The 20,915-nt window shown below is 73.3% G+C and carries 25 protein-coding genes; 15 read left to right on the top strand and 10 right to left on the bottom strand.

Features of this window, described 5'->3' with window-relative positions; genetic code table 11:
* Window positions 1-20 precede the first annotated feature (20 nt).
* Complete coding sequence (locus tag IG88_RS0102635; RefSeq protein ID WP_031034472.1) at window positions 21-893, bottom strand: universal stress protein; 873 nt, start codon at window positions 891-893, stop codon at window positions 21-23.
* A gap of 207 nt (window positions 894-1,100) precedes the next feature.
* Between IG88_RS0102635 and IG88_RS0102630 the strand changes: the two genes are divergently transcribed.
* The 7 genes from IG88_RS0102630 (at window position 1,101) to IG88_RS0102600 (ending at window position 7,960) form a co-directional block, all read left to right on the top strand.
* Window positions 1,101-2,777, top strand: a complete 1,677-nt coding sequence (locus tag IG88_RS0102630; RefSeq protein WP_031034470.1) for an FAD-dependent oxidoreductase — start codon at window positions 1,101-1,103, stop codon at window positions 2,775-2,777.
* A complete protein-coding gene (locus IG88_RS0102625) occupies window positions 2,774-4,231 on the top strand; it encodes an ATP-binding protein (RefSeq protein ID WP_031034467.1) in 1,458 nt (485 codons plus the stop codon). Before IG88_RS0102630 ends, IG88_RS0102625 begins: the two co-directional genes overlap by 4 nt.
* Entirely contained in the window at window positions 4,228-4,581 is a 354-nt protein-coding gene (locus tag IG88_RS0102620; protein WP_031034465.1) for a UBP-type zinc finger domain-containing protein, read from the top strand. The genes IG88_RS0102625 and IG88_RS0102620 overlap by 4 nt, the downstream gene beginning before the upstream one ends.
* 58 nt (window positions 4,582-4,639) lie before the next feature.
* Window positions 4,640-5,317, top strand: a complete 678-nt coding sequence (locus tag IG88_RS0102615; RefSeq protein WP_031034463.1) for an AIM24 family protein — start codon at window positions 4,640-4,642, stop codon at window positions 5,315-5,317.
* Window positions 5,318-5,420: 103 nt separating this feature from the next.
* The gene (locus tag IG88_RS0102610) at window positions 5,421-6,380 is read left to right on the top strand and encodes a threonine/serine dehydratase (protein ID WP_031034461.1); all 960 of its coding nucleotides are present in this window, start codon (window positions 5,421-5,423) and stop codon (window positions 6,378-6,380) included.
* A gap of 77 nt (window positions 6,381-6,457) precedes the next feature.
* Window positions 6,458-7,435, top strand: coding sequence for an LLM class F420-dependent oxidoreductase (locus tag IG88_RS0102605; RefSeq protein ID WP_031034459.1), 978 nt, complete (start codon window positions 6,458-6,460; stop codon window positions 7,433-7,435).
* A 96-nt stretch (window positions 7,436-7,531) separates the two neighbouring features.
* The gene (locus IG88_RS0102600) at window positions 7,532-7,960 is read left to right on the top strand and encodes an SsgA family sporulation/cell division regulator (protein ID WP_031034457.1); all 429 of its coding nucleotides are present in this window, start codon (window positions 7,532-7,534) and stop codon (window positions 7,958-7,960) included.
* Window positions 7,961-7,993: 33 nt separating this feature from the next.
* On the opposite strand, the gene IG88_RS0102595 is transcribed toward IG88_RS0102600, so the two are convergent.
* Entirely contained in the window at window positions 7,994-8,419 is a 426-nt protein-coding gene (locus IG88_RS0102595) for a DUF6328 family protein (protein ID WP_420712065.1), read from the bottom strand.
* Between the two features lie 230 nt (window positions 8,420-8,649).
* On the opposite strand from IG88_RS0102595, the gene IG88_RS0102590 reads away from it, so the two are divergent.
* Window positions 8,650-8,994: a hypothetical protein gene (locus tag IG88_RS0102590; protein ID WP_031034453.1), complete on the top strand. Its 345-nt coding sequence runs from the start codon at window positions 8,650-8,652 to the stop codon at window positions 8,992-8,994.
* A 27-nt stretch (window positions 8,995-9,021) separates the two neighbouring features.
* Here the strand turns inward: IG88_RS0102590 and IG88_RS0102585 are convergent, their stop codons facing one another.
* The 5 genes from IG88_RS0102585 to IG88_RS0102565 all read right to left on the bottom strand — a co-directional run bounded on the left by IG88_RS0102585 (window position 9,022) and on the right by IG88_RS0102565 (window position 13,436).
* Window positions 9,022-10,005: an aldo/keto reductase gene (locus IG88_RS0102585; RefSeq protein ID WP_031034452.1), complete on the bottom strand. Its 984-nt coding sequence runs from the start codon at window positions 10,003-10,005 to the stop codon at window positions 9,022-9,024.
* A 12-nt stretch (window positions 10,006-10,017) separates the two neighbouring features.
* The gene (locus IG88_RS0102580; RefSeq protein ID WP_199807412.1) at window positions 10,018-11,277 is read right to left on the bottom strand and encodes an FAD-dependent monooxygenase; all 1,260 of its coding nucleotides are present in this window, start codon (window positions 11,275-11,277) and stop codon (window positions 10,018-10,020) included.
* Window positions 11,278-11,375: 98 nt separating this feature from the next.
* Window positions 11,376-12,077 carry a ribonuclease H family protein gene (locus IG88_RS0102575; protein ID WP_031034448.1) on the bottom strand — a complete coding sequence of 234 codons (702 nt, stop codon included), beginning with the start codon at window positions 12,075-12,077 and terminating at the stop codon, window positions 11,376-11,378.
* A 31-nt stretch (window positions 12,078-12,108) separates the two neighbouring features.
* Window positions 12,109-12,906 carry a VOC family protein gene (locus IG88_RS0102570; protein WP_031034447.1) on the bottom strand — a complete coding sequence of 266 codons (798 nt, stop codon included), beginning with the start codon at window positions 12,904-12,906 and terminating at the stop codon, window positions 12,109-12,111.
* Window positions 12,907-12,953: 47 nt separating this feature from the next.
* The gene (locus IG88_RS0102565) at window positions 12,954-13,436 is read right to left on the bottom strand and encodes a VOC family protein (RefSeq protein WP_031034446.1); all 483 of its coding nucleotides are present in this window, start codon (window positions 13,434-13,436) and stop codon (window positions 12,954-12,956) included.
* A gap of 217 nt (window positions 13,437-13,653) precedes the next feature.
* Here IG88_RS0102565 and IG88_RS0102560 point away from each other — a divergent pair, with 217 nt between their 5' ends.
* Both IG88_RS0102560 and IG88_RS0102555 read left to right on the top strand, forming a co-directional pair.
* Window positions 13,654-14,307 (top strand): ATP-dependent Clp protease proteolytic subunit, encoded by a 654-nt coding sequence (locus tag IG88_RS0102560; RefSeq protein ID WP_031034445.1) that lies wholly within the window; start codon window positions 13,654-13,656, stop codon window positions 14,305-14,307.
* 1 nt (window position 14,308) lies between these two features.
* Window positions 14,309-14,911 carry a ClpP family protease gene (locus tag IG88_RS0102555; protein WP_031034443.1) on the top strand — a complete coding sequence of 201 codons (603 nt, stop codon included), beginning with the start codon at window positions 14,309-14,311 and terminating at the stop codon, window positions 14,909-14,911.
* A gap of 78 nt (window positions 14,912-14,989) precedes the next feature.
* On the opposite strand, the gene IG88_RS0102550 is transcribed toward IG88_RS0102555, so the two are convergent.
* Window positions 14,990-15,439, bottom strand: a complete 450-nt coding sequence (locus IG88_RS0102550; protein WP_031034441.1) for a helix-turn-helix domain-containing protein — start codon at window positions 15,437-15,439, stop codon at window positions 14,990-14,992.
* Between the two features lie 174 nt (window positions 15,440-15,613).
* On the opposite strand from IG88_RS0102550, the gene IG88_RS0102545 reads away from it, so the two are divergent.
* Window positions 15,614-16,501: an RNA polymerase sigma factor SigF gene (locus tag IG88_RS0102545; protein ID WP_031034439.1), complete on the top strand. Its 888-nt coding sequence runs from the start codon at window positions 15,614-15,616 to the stop codon at window positions 16,499-16,501.
* Between the two features lie 54 nt (window positions 16,502-16,555).
* Here the strand turns inward: IG88_RS0102545 and IG88_RS0102540 are convergent, their stop codons facing one another.
* Window positions 16,556-17,011 (bottom strand): ATP-binding protein, encoded by a 456-nt coding sequence (locus IG88_RS0102540; RefSeq protein WP_031034437.1) that lies wholly within the window; start codon window positions 17,009-17,011, stop codon window positions 16,556-16,558.
* A 167-nt stretch (window positions 17,012-17,178) separates the two neighbouring features.
* On the opposite strand from IG88_RS0102540, the gene IG88_RS0102535 reads away from it, so the two are divergent.
* The 3 genes from IG88_RS0102535 to IG88_RS0102525 all read left to right on the top strand — a co-directional run bounded on the left by IG88_RS0102535 (window position 17,179) and on the right by IG88_RS0102525 (window position 19,718).
* The gene (locus tag IG88_RS0102535) at window positions 17,179-17,763 is read left to right on the top strand and encodes a PRC-barrel domain-containing protein (protein ID WP_031034435.1); all 585 of its coding nucleotides are present in this window, start codon (window positions 17,179-17,181) and stop codon (window positions 17,761-17,763) included.
* The gene (locus IG88_RS43200) at window positions 17,763-18,290 is read left to right on the top strand and encodes a hypothetical protein (RefSeq protein WP_420712064.1); all 528 of its coding nucleotides are present in this window, start codon (window positions 17,763-17,765) and stop codon (window positions 18,288-18,290) included. Before IG88_RS0102535 ends, IG88_RS43200 begins: the two co-directional genes overlap by 1 nt.
* A gap of 135 nt (window positions 18,291-18,425) precedes the next feature.
* The gene (locus IG88_RS0102525) at window positions 18,426-19,718 is read left to right on the top strand and encodes a streptophobe family protein (RefSeq protein ID WP_234331982.1); all 1,293 of its coding nucleotides are present in this window, start codon (window positions 18,426-18,428) and stop codon (window positions 19,716-19,718) included.
* A 31-nt stretch (window positions 19,719-19,749) separates the two neighbouring features.
* Here the strand turns inward: IG88_RS0102525 and IG88_RS0102520 are convergent, their stop codons facing one another.
* Entirely contained in the window at window positions 19,750-20,160 is a 411-nt protein-coding gene (locus IG88_RS0102520; RefSeq protein WP_031034427.1) for a hypothetical protein, read from the bottom strand.
* Window positions 20,161-20,483: 323 nt separating this feature from the next.
* Between IG88_RS0102520 and IG88_RS0102515 the strand changes: the two genes are divergently transcribed.
* Window positions 20,484-20,864 (top strand): nuclear transport factor 2 family protein, encoded by a 381-nt coding sequence (locus IG88_RS0102515; protein WP_031034426.1) that lies wholly within the window; start codon window positions 20,484-20,486, stop codon window positions 20,862-20,864.
* Window positions 20,865-20,915 lie beyond the last annotated feature (51 nt).

The raw sequence follows: 20,915 nt of genomic DNA, 5'->3' as shown, positions 1-20,915 counted from the left end.
GACGCCCTGGCGCCGCGCCCTCACGTGTGCGGGACGACCGCCACCGGGCACTCCGCGTGGTGCAGCACGCCGTACGCCACCGAGCCGATCCGGGCGCCGACGGCGGTGCGGCGGGCCCGGCGTCCGACGACCATCAGCTGGGCGTTCGCGGCGACCGACAGCAGCACCTGGCCGGCGCTGCCCATCTCCACGTGCTCGACCACCGGGACGTCGGGGTGCCGCTCGCGCCACGGGGCGAGCGCCTCGCCGAGCGCCTTGCGCTCGTACTGCTCCAGGCCCCCGGCCTCGTCGGCGAGGGCCATGGAACCGGGGCTGTAGGTGAACACCGTCGGCAGCGTCCAGGCCCGTACGGCGCGCACGGTGGCGCCCCGCGCGGCGGCGGCCTCGAACGCGAAGCCGATGACGTCGGCGCTGTCCTCGGGCTCGCCCTGCTGGCCCACGACCACCTCACGGCCGGACGCCTCGCCGCTCGGCTCGTCCCCGGCCCGCACGAGGACCACCGGCCGGGTCGCCTCGGCGATCACCTGCCGGCCGACCGAGCCGAGCAGGAAGCCGACGACCGGACCGTGGCCGCGGGAGCCGAGGACCAGCGTGCCGGCGTCGGCCGCGGCGGCGAGCAGGGCGGCGACGGCGTCGCCCTCGCGCAGGTCGGTGGTGACCGTGAGGCCGGGGTGCCGTCCGGTGACCGTCCCGACCGCCTCGGCCAGGGCGTCGCGCGCCCACGTCTCCTGCGTCTCGCGGTTCACCGTGCCGGCCACGCCCCGGTCCTGGAACCGCCAGGCGTGCACGACGTGCAGCGGGGTCCCCCGGCGTACCGCCTCCCTCGCCGCCCAGGCCAGTGCGGCCAGGCTCTCCTGCGAACCGTCCAGGCCTGCCGTGATCGGGCGCGTCATGCGGGTCCCTCCCTGTGTCGCGGTCACCTCGTTCATGGCGCCCAGTCTTCCCCAAGCCGTCCCCGTCGCCGCGCAGGGGGGAGCGGTCGGGCGCCGGCGCCCCGCGCCGCCCGAGCGGGCACCGGCGATCGAACATACGATGGGCTGCAGGCCGGTGCGGTGACGGGGACGCCGTGCCGTGAACCCGGCCGCTCCACTGGGGGACGCATGGCACAGGCCGACGGGGAGACGCGGACCGTCATCATGACCGTGGACGACGATCCGGGGGTCTCCCGCGCCGTCGCCCGCGACCTGCGGCGACGCTACGGCGCCACCTACCGGATCGTGCGCGCGGAGTCCGGCGGGTCGGCGCTGGAGGCGCTGCGCGAGCTCAAGCTGCGCGGGGACCTGGTGGCCGTGATCCTCGCCGACTACCGGATGCCGCAGATGAACGGCATCGAGTTCCTGGAGCAGGCCCTGGACGTGTACCCGGGCGCCCGGCGGGTGCTGCTGACGGCGTACGCGGACACCGACGCGGCGATCGACGCGATCAACGTCGTCGATCTGGACCACTATCTGCTCAAGCCGTGGGACCCGCCCGAGGAGAAGCTGTACCCGGTCCTGGACGACCTGCTGGAGGCATGGCGCACCGGCGACCACCGTCCGGTGCCCAGCACCAAGGTCGTCGGGCACCGCTGGTCGGCGCGGTCCTCGGAGGTCCGGGAGTTCCTGGCCCGCAACCAGGTGCCCTACCGCTGGTACTCCTCGGACGAGCCGGAGGGGCGGCGGCTGCTGTCGGCGGCCGGGCAGGACGGGCAGCGGCTGCCGGTGGTGATCACGCCGGACGGGACCCCGCTGGTGGAGCCGGAGGCGCCCGAGCTGGCCGCCCGGGTGGGTCTGGCGACCACGCCGACGGCCGACTTCTACGACCTGGTGGTGATCGGCGGCGGCCCGGCCGGGCTCGGCGCGGCCGTGTACGGGGCCTCGGAGGGGCTGCGCACGGTGCTGGTGGAGCGGTCGGCGACCGGCGGGCAGGCCGGGCAGAGCTCCCGGATCGAGAACTACCTGGGCTTCCCGGACGGCGTCTCCGGCGGCCAGCTCACCGACCGGGCCCGGCGGCAGGCGGCGAAGTTCGGCGCCGAGATCCTCACCGCGCGCGAGGTGACCGGCCTGGAGGCGAGCGGCGCGGCGCGGGTCGTGCGCTTCTCGGACGGCTCGGCGATCGCCGCGCACAGCGTCATCCTGGCGACCGGCGTGTCCTACCGGCAGCTCACCGCGCCCGGCACGGCGGACCTGGCCGGCTGCGGGGTGTTCTACGGCTCGGCGCTGACCGAGGCGGCCTCCTGCCAGGGCCACGACGTGTACGTCGTCGGCGGCGCCAACTCGGCCGGGCAGGCCGCGATGTACCTGGCCCGGGGCGCCAAGTCGGTGACCCTGCTGGTGCGCGGCGCCTCCCTGGAGGCGTCGATGTCGTACTACCTGATCCAGCAGATCGAGCAGACGCCCAACATCCGGGTGCGCTGCGGCACCGTCGTCGAGGGCGCGCACGGCGACGGGCACCTGGAGGGGCTGACGCTGCGCGACGCGGAGAGCGGCGCCACCGAACGCGTCGACGCCCAGTGGCTGTTCGTGTTCATCGGCGCGGCCCCGCTGACGGACTGGCTGGACGGCACGGTGCTGCGCGACGAGCGCGGGTTCATCCTCGCCGGACCGGACCTCACCCCGGACGGGCGGCCGCCGGCCGACTGGGAGCTGGACCGGCCGCCGTACCACCTGGAGACCAGTGTCCCGGGCGTGTTCGTGGCGGGCGACGCCCGCGCGGAGTCCGCCAAGCGGGTCGCGTCCGCAGTCGGAGAGGGAGCCATGGCCGTGATGCTCGTCCACCGTTACCTGGAGCAGTCGTGAGCGGCCGGCCGATGCCGTGCAGCCCCGCGGAGATCGGGAAGCTGTTCCTGTTCGAGAAGCTGACGCCCGAGCAGTTGGGCCGGCTGTGCGCCGAGGGCCGGGTGGAGCTGTTCGACCCCGGTCCGGTGTACACCGAGGGCGAGGACGCCACCTGCTTCTACGTCATGCTGGAGGGCACGGTCGTGCTGTCCCGCCGGGTCGGCGCGGACGACGTGGAGACCAACCGCACCTCGCAGCGCGGGGTGTACGCGGGCGCGATGCAGGCGTACGTCGGTGACCGGGTGCCGCAGGTCTACAACAACTCGATGCGGGTCACCGAGCCGACGCGGTTCTTCGTGCTGCCGGCGGACACGTTCGCGGCGGTGATGCGGGAGTGGTTCCCGATGGCGGTGCATCTGCTGGAGGGGCTGTTCTTCGGCTCCAAGAGCACCCAGCGCGCCATCGGGCAGCGCGAGCGGCTGCTCGCGCTCGGCTCGCTGTCCGCCGGGCTCACCCACGAGCTGAACAACCCCGCGGCGGCCGCGGTGCGGGCCACCTCGGCGCTGCGGGAGCGGGTGGCGAAGATGCGGCACAAGCTCGCCGTGATCGCCGAGGGGCCGTTCTCCCGCGACGCGCTGGCGGGGCTGATCGAGATACAGGAGCGCACCGCGGAGCGGGTCGCCAAGGCGCCCTCGCTCAGCCCGTTGGAGGCCGCCGACCGCGAGGACGCCCTCACCGACTGGCTGGAGGACCACGGCATCGAGCAGGGCTGGCAGCTCGCGCCGACCTTCGTGCAGGCCGGCCTCGACACCGAGTGGCTGGAGCAGGTCGCGGCGGCCGTGGACGCGGAGATCCTGCCCGGCGCGGTCGGCTGGCTCAACTACACCGTCGAGACCGAGCTGTTGATGAACGAGATCGCGGACTCCACCGCCCGCGTCTCGCACCTGGTGGGCGCCGCCAAGCAGTACGCGCAGCTCGACCGGGCCCCCCACCGGACGGTCGACGTCCACGAACTGCTCGACAGCACCCTGCTGATGCTCTCCGGCAAGATCGGCCCGCGGATCGAGGTCGTCAAGGAGTACGACCGCACGCTGCCCCGCATCCCGGCGTATCCGGCGGAGCTGAACCAGGTGTGGACCAACCTGATCGACAACGCCGTCGCCGCGGTGGACGAAGCGGGCGGCGAGGGGACGCTGACCGTGCGCACGGCGCTCCACCACGACCGGCTGCTGGTGGAGTTCCGCGACACCGGCACCGGGATCGCACCGGAGATCCGGGAGCGCGTCTTCGACCCGTTCTTCACCACCAAGCCGGTGGGCGAGGGCACCGGGCTGGGCCTGGACATCTCCTGGCGGATCGTGGTCGACAAGCACCACGGCAGCCTCCAGGTCGAGTCCGAGCCGGGCGACACCCGTTTCCAGGTGCTTCTGCCGCTCACCAACCCGGAATCCGACCCGACCGAGGAGCCGGTATGACCAGCGACACCGGAATCGACCCCACCGTCCCGCCGAGCGGCAACGGCTGCGCCGAGTGCGACGCGTCCGGCGGCTGGTGGTTCCACCTGCGGCGCTGCGCGAGCTGCGGCCACGTCGGCTGCTGCGACAGCTCTCCCGGACAGCACGCCACCGGCCACTTCCGCTCCACCGGCCACCCGGTGGTGCAGAGCTTCGAACCGGGCGAGGACTGGTACTGGGACTACGCCGCCGACGAGGTGCGCGCGTCGGGCCCGGACCTCGCCCCGCCCCGCAGCCATCCCGGGGACCAGCCGTCCCCGGGCCCGGCGGGCCGCGTCCCGGCGGACTGGGCGGCGGCCCTGCACCGCTGATGCGGCCGGACCGCGCCCGTTCTTGGCGGAAGGAGCCGCTCCGGGCCAGGATGCGGTCATGAAGGGTGACCTCTTTTCCAGCGAGCACATGGTGGAGCCCGCCACGGCGCCGGGCATGACCGTCGAGAACTCCAAGTGCATCCGGTACGTGGTGAATGGCGAGATGCTCGCCCGGCAGGGGGCGATGGTCGCCTACCGGGGCAGTCTCCAGTTCGAGCGCAAGGGCCAGGGCGTGGGCGGCATGCTCAAGCGCGCGGTCACCGGGGAGGGGCTCCCGCTGATGACGGTGCGCGGGCAGGGCGAGGCATGGTTCGCGAACGAGGCGCAGAACTGCTTCGTCGTCGAGGTGGAGCCGGGCGACGAGTTCACGGTCAACGGCCGCAACGTCCTGTGCTTCGACGCGTCGCTGTCCTACCGCATCGCCACCGTGAAGGGTGCGGGCATCGCAGGTGGTGGCCTGTTCAACAGCGTGTTCACCGGGCACGGCAGGCTGGGCCTGGTGTGCGAGGGCAACCCGCTGGTCATCCCCGTCTCGCGGCAGTACCCGGTGTACGTCGACACGGACGCGGTCGTCGGCTGGTCCGCGGGGCTCGACACCTCCCTGCACCGTTCCCAGTCCATCGGCTCGATGCTGCGCGGCGGTTCCGGCGAGGCGGTGCAACTGGTGCTCCAGGGCGAGGGCTTCGTCGTCGTACGGCCCAGCGAGGCGACACCGCAGAAGACGCAGCAGCACTGAGCCTCCCCTCTCCTCTCCTCCCCTCCGCTTGTTGACCTTGGAGGCCGCGCGCGAAAGGCTGCCGGGGGCGCGGATCACCGCCCGCCCCGGAAGGAAGACTGCCTTGATCGCGATCACGGAGATCGAAGCCGCGGCCGAGCGGATCGCCGGACATGTCGTACGCACCCCGACCGTGCCGAGCCCGGGGCTGTCCGCGCTGCTCGGCGTACCGGTCACCGCGAAGCTGGAACTGCTCCAGCGCACCGGCTCGTTCAAGGCGCGCGGCGCGACGGCGAAGCTGCTGTCGCTGACCGGGGCCGAGCGGGCCGCCGGCGTCGTCGCGGTCAGCGGCGGCAACCACGGCATCGCGGTGGCGGTGATGGCCGCCGCCCTCGACGTGAAGGCCACGGTGGTCATGCCCCGTACGGCGCCGGCCCGTTCCGTGGAGATCGCCGAGGAGGCGGGCGCGGTGGTGCGCCTCACCGACGGCATGGACAGTGCCTTCGCGCTCGTCACCCGCCTCCGGGAGGAGGGGCTGACCCTGGTCCACCCCTTCGACGACCCCGTGGTGATCGCGGGGCAGGGCACGGTGGGCCTGGAGTTCGCCGAGGACGCCGCCGATCTCACCGACGTGCTGGTGAGCATCGGGGGCGGTGGCCTGATCGCGGGCGTGGCGGCGGCGCTGCGGGCCCTGCGGCCCGGGGTGCGGGTGTGGGGCGTGGAGACCGGGGGCGCCGAGGCCATGTCCCGGGCGCTGGCGGCGGGCGGGCCGCTGGCGGTGCCCCTGTCGTCGGTCGTCACCACGCTCAGCGCGCCCTCCGTCTCGCAGCTCACGTACGACCACGTGGCCGAGTTGGTCACCGAGGTGCTCGTGGTGCCGGACCGGGAGGCGGTCCGGGGTTCGCTCGCGCTCGCCGAGCACGCCAAGGTGTGGACCGAGCCGGCCGCCGGCTGTCTGCTGCCGGCGGCGCGGCGGGTGGTGGACCGGGTGGGTGACGGCGCCCGGATCGGGCTGGTGGTGTGCGGCGGCAACGCCACGGTGACCGACATGGCGGCGTGGGCGGACCGCTTCGCACTGGACTGACGGCCGGGACGGGGCCCGGTCCCTTCCGCCCCCGTTTCCCCCTGTTTTCCCTCGGGTCTCGCGGGGACTCGGCCGCCATGGCACACATCGGATACACGATGATGACCGAGCAGGCCGGCCCGCGGGACCTCGTCGGCCATCTGGTGCGGGCCGAGGAGGTGGGCTTCGACTTCTCGGTGACCTCGGACCACTACTTCCCCTGGTTGCGTTCGCAGGGCCACGCGCCCTACGCCTGGAGCGTGCTGGGCGCCGCGGCGCAGGCCACCTCCCGCATCCCGCTGATGACCTACGTGACGTGTCCGACCTTCCGCTACCACCCGGCGGTGGTGGCGCAGAAGGCGGCGACGCTGCAGTTGCTGTCCCAGGGCCGGTTCCGGCTGGGGCTCGGCAGCGGCGAGAACCTCAACGAGCACGTGGTGGGCGGCGGATGGCCGTCGGTCGACGTCCGGCACGAGATGCTGCGGGAGGCCGTGGAGATCATCCGGGCGCTGTTCGCGGGCGGTCACGTGAACCACCGCGGCACGCACTTCGACGTGGAGTCGGCCAGGCTGTGGGACCTGCCGGACAGCCCGCCGCCCATCGGCATCGCCGTCTCCGGGGAGCGCTCGGCCAAGCTGGCGGGCGAGTTCGCCGACCTGGTGATCGCCACCGAGCCGAAGGCGCCGCTGCTGGAGGCCTTCGGCCGGTACGGCGGCGAGGGCAAGCCGAGCGTGGGCCAACTGCCCGTCTCCTACGACCCCGACCGGGACGCCGCGATCGAGCGGGCCCACTCCCAGTTCCGCTGGTTCGGCAGCGGCTGGAAGGTCAACTCCGAGCTGCCGCACCCGGATTCCTTCGACGCGGCCACCCAGTTCGTGACGCACGACGACATCGCCGGGTCCATTCCCTGCGGCGACGACCCGGACGCCTTCGTCGAGGCCGTACGCCCCTACGTGGACGCCGGGTTCACCGAGATCGCGCTGGTGCAGATTGGCGGGGAGACCCAACCGGCCTTCCTGGACTGGTCGGAGAGCACGCTGCTGCCCGCCCTGCGGGAGGCGTTCGGCCGCGACTGAACCCGGCCGGTGCCCCAGCCTCACTCGAACGAATGAGCATCTTGCCCGTGAACCGGGTACTCGAGGGGTCCACGTCCGTTCCCACCGGAGGCCCTCGTGACCCCTGTCGTGCGCAAGACCCTGGTCGTCCAGCTCCAGGCGGGGCAGGCCGGCGACCGGTTCCCCGTCCTCGCCCACCTCGGGTACGACGCGGCGGACCCGTTCGCCCTCACGGCGGTCTTCAGTCACGACGGACGGGTGCTGGCCGAGTGGACGCTGGACCGGGAGATGGTCGCCGCGGCCCTCACCCGTCCGGTCGGCGTGGGCGACGTGCGGATGCGGCCGGAGTCGCGGGGCATGTGGGACGAACTGCGCATCGAACTGCTGGGCGACGACCGGTCCGACGGGGAACGGCACCGCGCCGTGGTGTTCGTCTGGGCGGCGGCGGTGGAGGCGTTCCTGCGCGAGACGCACGCGGTCGTCCGGCCCGGTGAGGAAGAGGTGTCCGTCGACGCGTTCCTGGCCGGGCTGACCGCCGAGAACTGAGGGCCCGCCCGGCCGCCGCCGCGCCGAGGCGGCTCAGCGGGCGGTGTGGCGGTGCCGGGTCCACAGCGGGATCCCGAACCAGCACAGCAGGTACCAGAGCACCACGCCGGTGACGAGGTAGGGCACGAAACCGTCGTGCGTGGCGACACGCAGGATCAGCAGGAGCGAGCAGGCGGTCGTGGCGAGCAGCAGCACCAGGCCGAGCAGCGTCAGCCGGGACGCCCACCGCACCGCCTGGGGCTTCACCCGCCGCCCGGAGACGAGGCGGTGCAGGGAGACCGGTCCGATCAGCGCGCCGGTGGTCACCGCTCCGAGGACCACCGTGACCAGGTAGATCGTCTGGTCGGTGTCCGAGAGGGTCGCGTACTTGGGCTGGAAGACGACGGTGAGCAGGAAGCCGAACAGGATCTGCACGCCCATCTGCGCGACGCGGACCTCCTGGATCAGCTCGGTCCACATCCGGTCGGCCCGCTCCTCCTCGGTCTCGTTGCGCCCCCTGCGCCGACCCGCCCCCTCGGCCGCTTCCGGGTCCCTCACGTCGTCCTCCCGATGACCGTCCCGCCTGCGTCCTCTTCCCAGTTCCCGGGATCCCGTCACTCAGGCGCACGGGGGACGGCGTCCGGTTTGGGCGGCCGGGGGACGGTTACACGGGCCGGGACCCGACCCAGGCGCGGCAAGGAAGGCGAAGGATGTCCGACACTCAGCTCACCGTGACGCTCGACGGCGGCGGCATCGACGACGCGCGGGCCATCGTGCGCGCCCTGGAGGGCGTTTTCGGGCCCCCCGGTGACCTGCCCGCGGACGAGGGGGCGACGGTGCGCACCGCGACCTTCGACGCCCCGGACGCCCCGCGGGCGGCCTCCGCTCCGGCGGCGGGCGGGACCCTGTCGGCGCCGGTGACGGTCACCGTGCAGGGCACCCCGCAGGCCGTGGAGGCGGCGAGCGGGACGCTGTCCCGCGCCTTCACGGCACGCGACGAAGGGGCGGCCGCCGGCGACCAGGAGCGGGAGCGGCAGTTGCTCCTGGTGCCGTGAGCCTCCGGGACGCCGCCCGCGGGCCGGCTACCAGCGGCCCTCGACCTGGTCCTTGATGCGGCGGTCGTACAGGTCGCGGACGGCGGCGAGGGTGTCGTCCGACAGCTCCGGCAGGCGGGCGGCTTCGCTGTTGGCGCGGGCCTGCTCGGGCGAGCGGGCGCCCGGGATCACGCTCGTCACCCCGGGCTGCTGGACGATCCAGCGCAGTGCCAACTGGGCGGGCGTGTATCCCTCGGGGGCGAGCGCGGCGAACTCGGCGGCGGCCTCCACACCGGTGGCGAAGTCGACGCCGGAGAAGGTCTCGCCCTGGTCGAAGGCCTCCCCGTGGCGGTTGAAGGTGCGGTGGTCGTTGGCCGCGAAGACCGTGTCCTTGGTGTACTTGCCGGACAGCAGGCCGGACGCCAGCGGCACCCGGGCGATGATGCCGACGCCCGCCTCGCGGGCCGCGGGCAGGACCTCGCGCAGGGGCTTCATGCGGAACGGGTTGAGGATGATCTGCACGCTGGCCACGTTCGGCCGGGCGATCGCGGTGAGGGCCTCCTCGCACGTCTCCACGCTGACGCCGTACGCGGCGACGCGCTCCTCCTCGACGAGGGTGTCCAGGGCGTCGAACACCTCGTCGCTGGAGTAGACGGGCGTCGGCGGGCAGTGGAGCTGCACCAGGTCGAGGCGGTCGACGCCGAGATTGCGGCGGGAACGGTCGTTCCACTCGCGGAAGTTGTCCAGGACGTAGTTCTGCGGGATCTGCTCGACCCGGCGGCCCATCTTGGTGGCGACCAGCACGTGCAGGTCGGGACGGCTCGCGAGGAAGGTCGCGATGGTCTGCTCGCTGCGGCCGTCGCCGTAGACGTCGGCCGTGTCGAAGAAGGTCACCCCCGACTCGGCCGCCGCCTCCAGTACCGCGAGGGCATCCTTGTCGTCGACGTCTCCCCAGTCGGCACCCAGTTGCCAGGTGCCGAGGCCGATCACCGACGCGTGCTGATCCGACCTGCCGAAAGTGCGCTCGTCCATGGCGTCAGTCTGTCATCCGCGGTGCCCGGGCAGCGCGTCGGGAGGCCCCGGGGGAACCGCTCCCCCGCCGGCGGCGAGCCGGCGTGCCTGCACCGTGCGCGCGATCGCGGGTCCCAGCCGGCGCTTGAGGCGGCGCAGCGTCTCCAGCCGGCCGGCCGCCCGGTCGATCCGGTAGTACAGACGCGGCGGCAGGTGGGGCAGCAGCGGCGAGTGGCGCTGGCCGAGCAGGGCGAACATCTGCTCCGGCGGCAGGTGGATGTACCGGGGCAGGTTCTCGTACCACTGGGCGCTGAGCCGGGCCGCGCTCTGCACCGGGAGCAGGGCCGCCCGGCGTTCGCGTTCGTAGCGGGCGAGGGCGTCCGCGCGGCTCCCCGGCCCGTGCAGCGCCGTTGCCAGCGCCATGGCGTCCTCCAGGGCGAGTGTGGTGCCGGCGCCGACGGAGTAGTGCGTGGTGTGGGCGGCGTCGCCGAGCAGGACGAGGTTGCCCCGGGACCAGGTGCGGTTGGTGAGGGTGCGGAAGACGGGCCAGGCGGCGCCGGCCCGGCCGGCGGACCGCGCGGTGAGCGGGTGCCCGTCCAGCACGTCGGCGAAGAGCTTCTCCAGCAGGACCAGCCCTTCGGCCTCGTCGGCCCGGTCCAGGCCGAGGCCGGTCCAGGTCTCGGGCGCGCACTCGACGACGCAGGTGCTGCCCTCCGGGCCGTAGCCGTAGCCGTACACCCAGATCCAGCCGTGGCCGGTCTCGACGAAGGCGAAGGTGAAGGCGTCGAAGACCTTGGGGGTGCCGAGCCACACGTAGTGGTTGCGGCCGCTGGTGATCTCGGTGCCGAAGTGCTCGGCGTGATGGCCGCGCAGGGCGCTGCCGGCACCGTCGGCCGCCACGACGAGGTCGGCGGCGGGCGGGTTGGCGCCGGTCACCGGGTGCTCGAACTCCAGGCGTACGCCGAGGTCGCGGGCGCGGGCGGCGAGGATCGCGAGGAGGCGGTGGCGGCCGATGCCGAAGCCCTCGTCGCCGTGGTGCCGGGTGGCCAGGTCGCCGACGTGGGCGACGCCGTCCCGCCAGCGCACCGAGTGCTCCTCGACGGCGCGGGCCGACTCCGGGTCGTGTTCCCGGAGCCGGTCGAGCAGTCCGCGCCAGTAGGTGACGCCCCAGCCGTAGGTGGAGCCCTCCTCGTCGCGTTCGTACACGGTGACGTCGTGGGCGGGCTCCTGCCGCTTCAGCAGGATCGACAGATACAGTCCGGCGGGCCCACCGCCGACGCAGGCGACCTTCACACGCACCCCTGACACGCACTCATGGTGGTCGTTCGGAAACGCAGGGTAACAAGGGGAGGACGCGGAGCGGCCCGCTACGCGGCCGTGGCCGGCGCGGATTACCCGGCGGCCGCCGTGCGGCACTCCGGGTGGCCCCAGCCCTGGTCGTTCTTGGCGATGGACTCCCCCGCCGCGTACGAACGGCCGCACAGGCAGCGTCCGGGGAACTTCGCCTTGATGGTGCGGGACGAGGAGCCGCCGCCCTTGCGGGCCGCGCCCGGCCCGCGGCGCGGTGCCTTGCGTGCCGCCGGGACGTCCGGGGCGGGCGGCGGCTCGGGCGAGCCGAGACCGCTGCCCGCGGCTTCCTGGACGACGGCCGCCTGGCTGGCGGCGCGGTCGGCGAAGTCGTTGAGCTTGTCGCCGTCCACCTGGTGGGCGGGCACGTAGCGGAACTCGACCGAGCGGCCGGCGAGCAGCTCGTCGATGCGCACGACCAGTTCCCGGTTGGCCACCGGCTTGCCGGCGGCCGTCTTCCAGCCGTTGCGCTTCCAGCCGGGCAGCCAGGCGGTGACGGCCTTCATGGCGTACTGCGAGTCCATCCGGACCTCGAGCGGCACGTCGGGGTCGGTCGACGCCAGCAGCCGCTCCAGCGCGGTCAGTTCGGCGATGTTGTTGGTGGCCCTGCCCAGCGGGCCGGCCTCCCAGCGGACCGGGCTCTCCGAGGCGTCGGCGACCACCCAGGCCCAGCCGGCCGGACCCGGGTTTCCCTTCGAAGCCCCGTCGCACGCGGCCACTACACGTTCACGCATGCGCTCGATCATGCCATGGCCCGCCTGGGGGTCCGGACCTGGATCAGGGGACGTCCGCGACCTCCGGCATCCGCCCCTCGGTGGTCGTGGTGTCGATCACCGAGAAGGTTGCGCCCTGCGGGTCGCTCAGCGCCGCGAACCGGCCGAACGGGGTCGTGACCGGACCGAACCGCACGACGCCGCCGAGCTTCGTGGCACGGGCCACGGCGTCGTCGCAGTCGGCGACGGCGAAGTAGACGTTGATGTAGGGCGGGACCTCGGGCGGGAATTCCTCCGTCATGGCCATGCGGCCCAGAACGGGGCCGTCGCCGAGGCCGTAGACGCGGAAGTCCATCCGGTCGTCCTGCATCTGCTGGGACCGGTAGGAGAAGACCGCGGGGAAGAAGGCGTCCGACTTCGCGGGCTCGCGGGTGAAGACCTCCGCCCAGCAGTACGCGCCGGGCACGGCCGTCGCCTCGAAGCCCTGGTGCCTGCCGCCCTGCCAGACGCCGAAGACGACGCCGCCCGGGTCCCGGGCCAGGCACATGGTGCCGTAGTCGCCGATCCGCATCGGCTCCAGCAGCAGCTCGCCGCCGGCCTCGCGGATCCGGCCGGCGGTCGCGGCCGCGTCCGGGGAGGCGAGGTACAGACACCACTGCGACCGCTCCTCGTGGCCGGGCGGGGGCGGAACCACGGCGGCCACCGCCTTGCCGTCGGAGTAGCACTCGGTGTAGTTGCCGTACTCCGACGACGACTCGCCGAAGGTCCAGCCGAGGACGTCGCCGTAGAACCTCTTGGCTCCCTCGACGTCGGTGAACATCGCGTCGGCCCAGCAAGGGGCCCCTTCGGGTGTTGCGGCCATGGTTGCCGCCTCCTTGGCGAACGTGGGGTGGGTCTGGTGCGGGTGGGTCACTCACCGGCGTACGCACGTTCCAGCGCGGCGATGTCGAGCTTGCGCATCGACATCATGGCCTTGTTGGCGCGCGCCACCTTGGCGGGGTCGGGGTCGCGGAACATCTCCTCGAGCCGGCGCGGGACGACCTGCCAGGACACCCCGAACCGGTCCTTGAGCCAGCCGCAGGGGCCTTCCTCACCGCCGCCCTCGGTGAGCCGCGACCAGTAGTGGTCGACCTCCTCCTGGTCCCGGCAGGAGACCTGGAAGGAGATCGCCTCGCTGAACCGGAACTGCGGGCCGCCGTTGAGGCCCACGAACTTCTGGCCGTTGGCCGTGAACTCGACCGTGAGCACGGTGCCGGCGGGCTGGTACGACCCCTCGGGGTAGCGGGTGACGGCACCGATGGCGGAGTTGTCGAAGACGGAGACGTAGAAGCGGGCGGCGTCCTCGGCGTCGCCGTCGAACCACAGGCACGTGGTGAATCCGTCGGTGCTCATGACTACCTCCTGGGCGTGCGGCACGGTCACCTCTGTCGACCGGCGCGGGCCGCGGAACTCATCGCTCTGCCGGTGGCGAATCTGCCGCGGGCAGAGAAACGCCCGGCGGGGGCCGCGGCGGGCCGAGAGTGGAGGGACCGCGGTGCCTACGGCCGCGCACCACTGCCACCACCACTACCACCCCTCACCACCCGCCACGACTCGACAAGGAGTGCCGATGTCTCCACTCATCGCAGGTCCCGCCCCCGCCGCACCGCCCAGGGCCGAGGACGGCGACACCCCCGCGACCCGGTTCGACGACCGGCTCGCCGAGCAGTTGCTCGACCAGCGGATCGTGCTGCTGGGCACCCAGGTCGACGAGGTCTCGGCGAACCGTGTCTGCGCGCAGTTGCTGATCCTGTCTGCGCAGGACCCGCGCACCGACATCAGCCTGTACGTCAACAGCCCCGGCGGTTCCGTGCACGCGGGGCTCGCCATCTACGACACCATGCGGCTGATCCCGAACGACGTCTCGACGCTCGCCATGGGGTTCGCCGCCAGCATGGGGCAGTTCCTGCTGAGCGTCGGCACGGCGGGCAAGCGCTACGCGCTGCCGAACGCGCGGATCATGATGCACCAGCCGTCGGCGGGCATCGGCGGCACCACCGCCGACATCGAGATCCAGGCGGACAACCTGGAGTTCACCAAGCGGACCATCGAGCGGATCACCGCCGAGCACACCGGTCAGAGCCCGGAGACCATCTCCCGGGACGGCGACCGCGACCGCTGGTTCACGGCCGAGGAGGCCAGGGAGTACGGCATGGTGGACCGGGTCGTGCAGTCCCTCGCGGACGTGCGCCCGGCCGCCACCCGGCGACGGATGGGGCTGTGACATGGGCAGCTACACGATTCCGAACGTCGTCGAGCGGACCCCGCAGGGCGAGCGGTCCTACGACGTGTTCAGCCGGCTGCTGTCGGAGCGGATCATCTTCCTGGGGACCGAGATCGACGACGGCGTGGCCAACGTCGTGATCGCGCAGCTCCTGCACCTGGAGTCGTCGGCCCCGGAGAGCGAGATCGCGATCTACATCAACTCCCCCGGCGGCTCGTTCACGTCGCTGATGGCGATCTACGACACGATGACCTTCGTGCAGGCGCCGATCTCGACGTTCTGCGTCGGGCAGGCGGCGTCCACGGCGGCCGTGCTGCTGGCCGGCGGGGACCCGGGGCGGCGGTTCGTGCTGGAGCACGCGCGGGTCCTGCTGGGGCAGCCGGCCAGCGGCGGACGGCAGGGCACGGTCTCCGACCTGGCGCTGCAGGCCAAGGAGATGGTCCGCATCCGCTCCCAGGTGGAGGAGGTGCTGGCCCGCCACACCCACCACGACGTGGCGACGCTGCGCGCGGACATGGACCGCGACAAGGTGTTCACCGCCCAGGAGGCGGTGGGGTACGGGCTGGCCGACGAGGTGCTCGCCCGCCGCCTGGCGAGGGTGTGAGCGGCGTGGGCCGGTGTTCCGCCGGGAGCGGGACACCGGCCCGCGCGCGTCCGCACGTCCGCGAGCCCGCGCGCGTCCTCAGGCGGCCAGGCACATCCCGTCGAAGCGGGCTCCGGCGGTGGACGTGCTCCGGCCGGCTCCGGCGCCGGTGTGCCGGGAGGTGAGGCGGAGCAGTTCGCCCTGCGCGCGGGCCAGCAGGTCGGCGAGGCCCAGTCCGAGGGCCCCGGCGGCGGCCGCCAGCACCTCCGAGGACGCCTCCTTGCGGCCCCGTTCCACTTCCGACAGGTAGGGCATGGAGATCCGGGCGGCCTCCGCGACCTCCTTCAGGGTGCGCTCCTGGGCGAGGCGTTCACGCCGCAGGACGTCCCCGACCAGGTCGCGCCACAGCGGTTCGCGCACGCTGGGCGGCCTGCGGTCCGGGGGGACGGGCGGGGCCGCGGGGCGGGCCGCGGCGGGACGGTTTTCGGGGCGCGCGGCCTGCGGGCGCAGCGCGATGACGCGGGCTTCGTTCGGCACGTGGCTGGTCACCTCCTCAGCCTAGGGTTCCCGCCGGTTCACGGAAGGGTGGGGCGTTCCGCCCTCAGGGAAATCCGCGCACCGCGGAATCGGCAGGCATGGACCGCCGCGTTCCGGGTACTCGGCGGCCGGAACCGTCTGGGGAGTCCAGGGAGACGTCCAACCGTGACTTTCGTGGGAGAGGCAATGGAAGCCGCCGTGGTCCGGCCGCAAGCGCGGGTCGCCGAGGAGACCGCCGGAAGTGGGGGCGGCGGGGAATCGCCGCGGTACGTCGCGGACCCGCGCGCGGTGGCGCCGCGTGACGCGCGGCAGTTGTCCCGCCAGTTCTTCCAGCGCCTGACGGAACTCGAAGAGGGCACGCCCGCGTACCAGTACGCGCGCAACACCCTGATCGAGATGAACATGTCGCTCGTGCGGTTCGCCGCGGGCCGCTTCCGCGGTCGCGGGAACGACATGGAGGACATCGTCCAGACCGGCATGATCGGTCTGATCAAGGCGATCGACCGCTTCGAGCTGTCCCGCGAGGTGGAGTTCACCTCCTTCGCGCTGCCGTACATCGTCGGCGAGATCAAGCGCTTCTTCCGTGACACCACCTGGGCCGTGCACGTGCCGCGACGGCTCCAGGAGCTGCGCGTGGAGCTGGCCAGGGCCCGCGAGGAGCTGTCCTCCCGACTGGACCGCGAGCCCACCGTCGCCGAACTCGCCACGCTCATGAGCATCGGCGAGGACGAGGTGGTGGAGGCGCAGATCGCCGCCAACGGCTACAACTCCTCCTCCCTGGACGCCGCGCTGTCCGGTGACGGACCCGAGAACGGCGAGTCGGTCCTGGCCGACTTCATCGGCGTGGAGGAGGACGGGCTGCGGCTCGTGGAGGACCTGCACTCGCTGGCCCCGCTGATGGCCGGGCTGAGCGAGCGCGACCGCCGGATCATCCATCTGCGGTTCGTGGAGGAGGCCACACAGGCGGAGATCGGTGAACAGCTCGGCTGCTCGCAGATGCACGTGTCCCGGCTGATCAAGCGGATCGTCTCCCGGCTGCGCGAGGGCATGCTGGGCGAGCTGGGCTGCGCCTGAGCCCCGGTACTTCGATGCCGACGGTGCCCTTCACCCCTCCGAGGGGCACCACGGTCACCCCTCGGTGAGGGGCACCACGGCGCGCACCCGCTTGCCGACCGGGACGCGCTCGACGACGACCGTCTCCACCAGGGCGTGCACGATCTCCAGGCCGTGCCGGCCGACGCGCTCGGGGTCCCGGGGAAAGCGCTCCGGCGCCGCCTGGCTGCTGTCGTAGACGGTCACCGCCACCGAGGTGCCCGTGCCCTCCAGCTCCAGGATGTACGGCCCCCTGCTGTGCCGGTCGGCGTTGGTGACCAGCTCGCTCACCACGAGGAGCACGGCGCCGTCGGCGCGCGGGCCGATCGTGGCGCACCACTCGGTCCTGAGCTGGTCGAGGAAGAGCGAGGCGAAGGAACGCGCCTGCGCTATGCATCCCGGCTCGCCGGAGTAGTGTGCCGCCCGCCTCAGCGGTTCAACGGGTACGTCGAAACCGGTCGGTATCACTGCCCCGTCCAGGTACTCGGTCATGCGTTTCTCTCTCGGAAGCCGGACTGGCCGGACGCTGCTGCACCTGTCCTCGTACCCCGAGCCGCGCATCGCAGTCCCCGTCTCTTCAAGTGCGGGCATCGTCACAGTCGTGCGGGGAACCCGTGGGTGCGAGAAGGGTGTGCGAGCGGGTGGGGCAAGGGGGTGCGATGGACGAGTTGATGACCGCACGAAGCCTCACCACCCGGCCGGTGGTCACCCTCGGCGGCGATGCCGTCGCCCACGTCAAGGACACCGTATGCGACGCCGCCGCGGGCTCGATCACCGGTTTCACCCTGACGGGACGGGGCCTGCTGTCCGGCTCCCTGAAGGAGGGCCTGCCCTGGCGGGCGGTGTACGCCCTGGGACACGACGCGGTGCTGATCCGGGACCGGGGCGGCCTGGTGAACGCGGCGGCGTTGACGGCCCACCGGCAGAACCTGCGGGCCCGGCTGCTGGGGGCGGAGGTGGTGACCGAGGCGGGGACGGAGGTCGGCACGGTGCTCGACGTCGTCGTGGAGGGCGGCACCGCTGGGCGGATCGTCGGCTTCCGGGTGGCGGCGAGCCGCCGGTTCCTGCCGGGCCCCACGCGGCACCGGCGCCGGGTGTACGTACCGCGGGGCGAGACGCTCACGGTCGCCGGCCGGTCACTGGTCCTGCCCGAGGACGCCGTCCGGCACGTCGCGGACGACCTGCCCGGTTTCGCCGCGCTGGTCGCCGCCGCGCCCGGTCCCGGGAAGGGCGCGCTGCCGTGATGCTCTTCACGGAGGTGCTCGGGCTGCCGGTGCTGGCGGCGGACGGGAGCGGTCCGCTCGGTACCGTGACGTCCCTGACCGTCGACGTCGTCTCCGGCTCGGTGAGTCATGTGCGGTTCCACCAAGGCGCCTTCGGCCGATCCCCCTCGTTCGGCCGGATCGGCCGCCGGTTCGGCCGGATCGGCGTGTTCGGCCGGTCCGCCCGGTCCGGTCGGTCCGCCCGGTCCAGCCGGTCGGCCCGGTACGGCCGGGAGCAGGCGGTGCCCTGGGAGGCGGTGGACACGCTCGCGCCGGGTGCCGTCCGTCTCCGGGCCGCCGTCACCTGCGCGTGGCCGCCGCCGGCCCACCACGACCTCCTGGGTCACCGTGTCCTCCTCGACACGGGCACCGGGCACGGCACGGTGCTCGACGTCGCGTTCGACACGCGCACCGCCCGCGTCCTCGCGCTCTTCACCACCCGCGGCGAAGTACCGGCCGGCCGTCTGCTGGGCCTGGGCGACTACGCCCTGGTGGTGCGCGCGGGCTGAACACCGGCCGGTGCAGGGGACGGAGTCGTACCCCCCTTGCCCCCGCCCCGGAGCCTTCGGCGCGGACGGCCCAGTCGGCGGGCGGCTCCGGCGACCGCTGCTTAGCGTGGCAGCGTGAGTCCGCACCCCCCGGCCATGCCCCCCGTGCCGCCCGCACCTCCCGCGCCTCCCGGAACCTCCGGTCGGGCGGCCGTCCGGCACGGCTGGGTGCAGGCCCTGGGCACGGTGCTGGCCGGGCTGGTGGCCATGGGGGTCGTGGCCGCGCTCGGGCTGTGGGCGGCCGGTGCCGCGTACCTGCCCGACAACGCCTTTCCCCGGGTCGTCGTGGCCACCGTCGTCACCGCCGTGGGCGGCGCGCTGGAGCTGTCCGGCGACGCGGGCGAACTGGCCGCCACCGACGCGGGGCTGACCGTGATGCCGCTGTCCGTCACCCTGACCGGTGCCCTGGTGGTCGCCGCGGGCTTCCTGCGGCCCCTGCGCCACCGTGTCCTGACCGGCGTCCGCGAACTGGCGGGCTGGGCCGCGCGGATCGCCGTCCTGTGGCTGCTCGCCCTCCTCGGCATGGCGTTCGCCGCCCGGCAGACCTTCGAGGTCTCCCTCGGCCAGGGCCTGCTCAGCGACCTCGGCGACCTGTTCGGCGTCACCCCCACGGTCGGCTTCACCACCGACGTGCCGCTGACCGTCCTCTTCGGGCTGCTGTGGCTGGCGGGGGTCTTCGTGCTCGCCCTGCTGGTCACGCCGTGGGTGCCGCTGCCCGGGCGGCTGCCGCGGCTGCGGGCCTCGGTGCGTCCGGCCGCGTACGCGATGGTCGCGCTGCTGCTCGCGTACGTGGTCGTCGGCGTCGTCGTCGCCCTGGTCACCGCCGGGACGCGGGGGCATGCGGCGGACACCTTCGCCGTACTGCTGCTGGGGCTGCCGAACCTGGCCTGGCCCGCGCTCACGATCGGCCTCGGCGCGACCTGGAACGGGCGTGTGGAGGGGCCGTTCGGGCTGCCGATGCCGCACGTGCTCGACGAGGTGCTGCGCGCCCCGGACGTCTCGACCGTGAACGTGGGCACGCTCGCCGAACGCGACGGCCGGATGTGGTGGCTCCTGGTCGCCGCGGCGGTCCTGGTCCTGGCGGCCGGGTTCCTCATGGCGGCCCGATCCCCCGTCCGCAGGCCGGCCTGGCTGCACGCGGTGCACCTGGCGGTGGCCCTGGCCCTCACGGTCCTCGTGATCGGTCTCGTCGGCCGGATCAACGCGCACTTCGGACTGTCGGTGCTCGGCATCGGGGACCTGGGCGGCGGGCTGTCCGGGCGGCTGTTCCTGCGGCCGCGCCTGTGGGGTGCGGTCGGTCTCGCGCTGCTGTGGGGGCTGGTCGCCGGGTTCCTCGGCGCGCTCCTCGCCCGGTGGGCGGGCGAGCGGCCCGGCGGGGTCCGCTCCTGAGGCCCAAGCGGCGGCTGCGGCGGCACGGGGTTCAGGCGACGGGGACGACCAGCGGCGGGGCGGCCCGCTGCATGCGCAGCGCGTCCACGGACTCGGCCATCAGCTCGTACTCGGTGGTCTCGTCGCTGGTCGCGACGCGCACCAGGTGTCCGGCGGCCAACTCCTCGGCGACCTGCTCCTGTTGGACGTCGTCGGCACACCAGGCGCGCAGCATGCGCGGCACGTCGGGCGCGTCGTCGGCGACGGGAGTCAGGGCGCCGCGCGGTAAGTGGGGGGTGTCGGGCTGCGGATCCAGCCGTTCGGCGATCCACGAGGCCCGGTCCCGCAGCCACCACAGGGCCAGGGCGAGGGTGGGCGCCCGGTAGGTGCCCAGGGGGACCCCGATGCGCCGGCCTTCGCAGACACCGTAGGCCGTGACATGGCACAGGAACTCGTCGTGCACTGCTACCCTCCCCCGTCACTCAGCCCGCCTGCCGGTCCGGCATGACGTCCGTGCGGCTCGTGTGCTGTGCGTGAGGGCGCTGTCGCGTGGTGTGAGAGGCCCTAGTGGTGAGTATGTTCACGGCTGAACCACTGTCACCACGAATTTCCGGCCAGTCTCCTGGCATATTCGCGGCCCTGGTTGGCCGAAATACCGCGCCGCGCGCCATGACCCCGGGGGTAATCGACGCCGCGGACGGGTGCGGGCAGGGTTGCGGTACCGGGTCGCCGAGACCGGGATCCGGTTCCTGACCGGGACACCCACCTCATTGGAGGCTGATCGCCATGTCCGCACCCACCCGTCGTCACGAGGACGCCGTCGCCCGCTACCTCGACGCCTGGAACGCAGCCCCGGACGCGGTGGCCGAGGCGGTCGCCGCGGCCTGGACGGAGGACGGGAGCTACACCGACCCGCTGGCCGACGTGCGCGGCCACGAGCAGATCGCGGCCGTGGTGGCGGCGGTGCACGAGCAGTTCCCCGGCTTCTCCTTCCGCCTGTCGGGCGCGGTCGACGGGCACCACGACACGGCGCGCTTCTCCTGGGAGCTGGTGAGCGGGGCCGACGGAGCCGCGCCGGTCGCCGGGTTCGACGTGATCACGCTGGACGACGAGGGCCGCATCCGGTCCGTGTTCGGCTTCCTGGACCGGGTGCCCGCGGGGGCGTGACCGGGTCCGCGCGCGCAGGTCCCGGAGGCGGCGCGCCTCCGGGACCTGCGT

Source organism: Streptomyces sp. NRRL F-5650, from assembly GCF_000721365.1.
Taxonomy (GTDB): Bacteria; Actinomycetota; Actinomycetes; order Streptomycetales; family Streptomycetaceae; genus Streptomyces; species Streptomyces ardesiacus.
This window is presented reverse-complemented; position numbering and strand designations above follow the sequence as displayed.

Excerpts from the sequence above, each read along its gene's own strand:
- IG88_RS43200 (WP_420712064.1), top strand. The coding sequence starts at position 17,763 with ATGCTCTTCACGGAGGTGCTCGGGCTGCCGGTGCTGGCGGCGGACGGG.
- IG88_RS0102575 (WP_031034448.1), bottom strand. The coding sequence starts at position 12,077 with ATGATCGAGCGCATGCGTGAACGTGTAGTGGCCGCGTGCGACGGGGCT.
- IG88_RS0102620 (WP_031034465.1), top strand. The coding sequence starts at position 4,228 with ATGACCAGCGACACCGGAATCGACCCCACCGTCCCGCCGAGCGGCAAC.
- IG88_RS0102590 (WP_031034453.1), top strand. The coding sequence starts at position 8,650 with ATGTCCGACACTCAGCTCACCGTGACGCTCGACGGCGGCGGCATCGAC.
- IG88_RS0102615 (WP_031034463.1), top strand. The coding sequence starts at position 4,640 with ATGAAGGGTGACCTCTTTTCCAGCGAGCACATGGTGGAGCCCGCCACG.
- IG88_RS0102545 (WP_031034439.1), top strand. The coding sequence starts at position 15,614 with ATGGAAGCCGCCGTGGTCCGGCCGCAAGCGCGGGTCGCCGAGGAGACC.
- IG88_RS0102565 (WP_031034446.1), bottom strand. The coding sequence starts at position 13,436 with ATGAGCACCGACGGATTCACCACGTGCCTGTGGTTCGACGGCGACGCC.
- IG88_RS0102635 (WP_031034472.1), bottom strand. The coding sequence starts at position 893 with ATGACGCGCCCGATCACGGCAGGCCTGGACGGTTCGCAGGAGAGCCTG.
- IG88_RS0102605 (WP_031034459.1), top strand. The coding sequence starts at position 6,458 with ATGGCACACATCGGATACACGATGATGACCGAGCAGGCCGGCCCGCGG.
- IG88_RS0102585 (WP_031034452.1), bottom strand. The coding sequence starts at position 10,005 with ATGGACGAGCGCACTTTCGGCAGGTCGGATCAGCACGCGTCGGTGATC.
- IG88_RS0102555 (WP_031034443.1), top strand. The coding sequence starts at position 14,309 with ATGGGCAGCTACACGATTCCGAACGTCGTCGAGCGGACCCCGCAGGGC.
- IG88_RS0102570 (WP_031034447.1), bottom strand. The coding sequence starts at position 12,906 with ATGGCCGCAACACCCGAAGGGGCCCCTTGCTGGGCCGACGCGATGTTC.
- IG88_RS0102630 (WP_031034470.1), top strand. The coding sequence starts at position 1,101 with ATGGCACAGGCCGACGGGGAGACGCGGACCGTCATCATGACCGTGGAC.
- IG88_RS0102515 (WP_031034426.1), top strand. The coding sequence starts at position 20,484 with ATGTCCGCACCCACCCGTCGTCACGAGGACGCCGTCGCCCGCTACCTC.
- IG88_RS0102540 (WP_031034437.1), bottom strand. The coding sequence starts at position 17,011 with ATGACCGAGTACCTGGACGGGGCAGTGATACCGACCGGTTTCGACGTA.
- IG88_RS0102525 (WP_234331982.1), top strand. The coding sequence starts at position 18,426 with ATGCCCCCCGTGCCGCCCGCACCTCCCGCGCCTCCCGGAACCTCCGGT.
- IG88_RS0102560 (WP_031034445.1), top strand. The coding sequence starts at position 13,654 with ATGTCTCCACTCATCGCAGGTCCCGCCCCCGCCGCACCGCCCAGGGCC.
- IG88_RS0102535 (WP_031034435.1), top strand. The coding sequence starts at position 17,179 with ATGGACGAGTTGATGACCGCACGAAGCCTCACCACCCGGCCGGTGGTC.
- IG88_RS0102595 (WP_420712065.1), bottom strand. The coding sequence starts at position 8,419 with ATGTGGACCGAGCTGATCCAGGAGGTCCGCGTCGCGCAGATGGGCGTG.